The sequence below is a fragment of the uncultured Roseibium sp. genome (assembly GCF_947494555.1).
In the GTDB taxonomy this organism is placed as follows: Bacteria; Pseudomonadota; Alphaproteobacteria; order Rhizobiales; family Stappiaceae; genus Roseibium.
The window spans coordinates 1-392 of the sequence record NZ_CANLVF010000018.1; the positions used below are offsets into that span (position 1 = coordinate 1).

The following is a 392-nucleotide window of genomic DNA, read 5'->3' on the forward strand; positions in this document are numbered from 1 at the left end:
GCCGGGTCGACCTCGCCGGCCAGCGCCGCCATGGCCTCGCCCCCGACCTGTTCGTCGAAGACCATGACATCGGAGATTGTGCCCTTGAACTGCTGGCTCGCAGTCTGGCTGTCACTGGAGCGCCAGGCCCCGGACGCGCCGACCAGGAAGGAGCGCTCGTTCATGTCCATGCCCTGCTTCATCTCCGGCTCGGCTGCAAAGAGCTGTCCGTTGACATAGACATTGAGGCCGTCCTCGCCGAAGGAGACGGCCAGGTGATAGTCGGTGCCTTCCTTGACCTGCAGGTCCGGCACCTTGAGATATTCGCTTCGCCCGTCGGTCTGCTGGCGGACATAGATCTGGCCGTTCTTGAGCCAGACGGTCAGGTGCCCGCCCTCGTCATAGCCGCTGCC

General features: G+C 64.5%; 1 protein-coding gene. It reads right to left on the reverse strand.

The annotated features are described in order from the left end of the window. Positions 1-392: LamG-like jellyroll fold domain-containing protein (locus Q0915_RS32040; RefSeq protein ID WP_299544550.1), on the reverse strand; the 392-nt coding region annotated here is incomplete at both ends.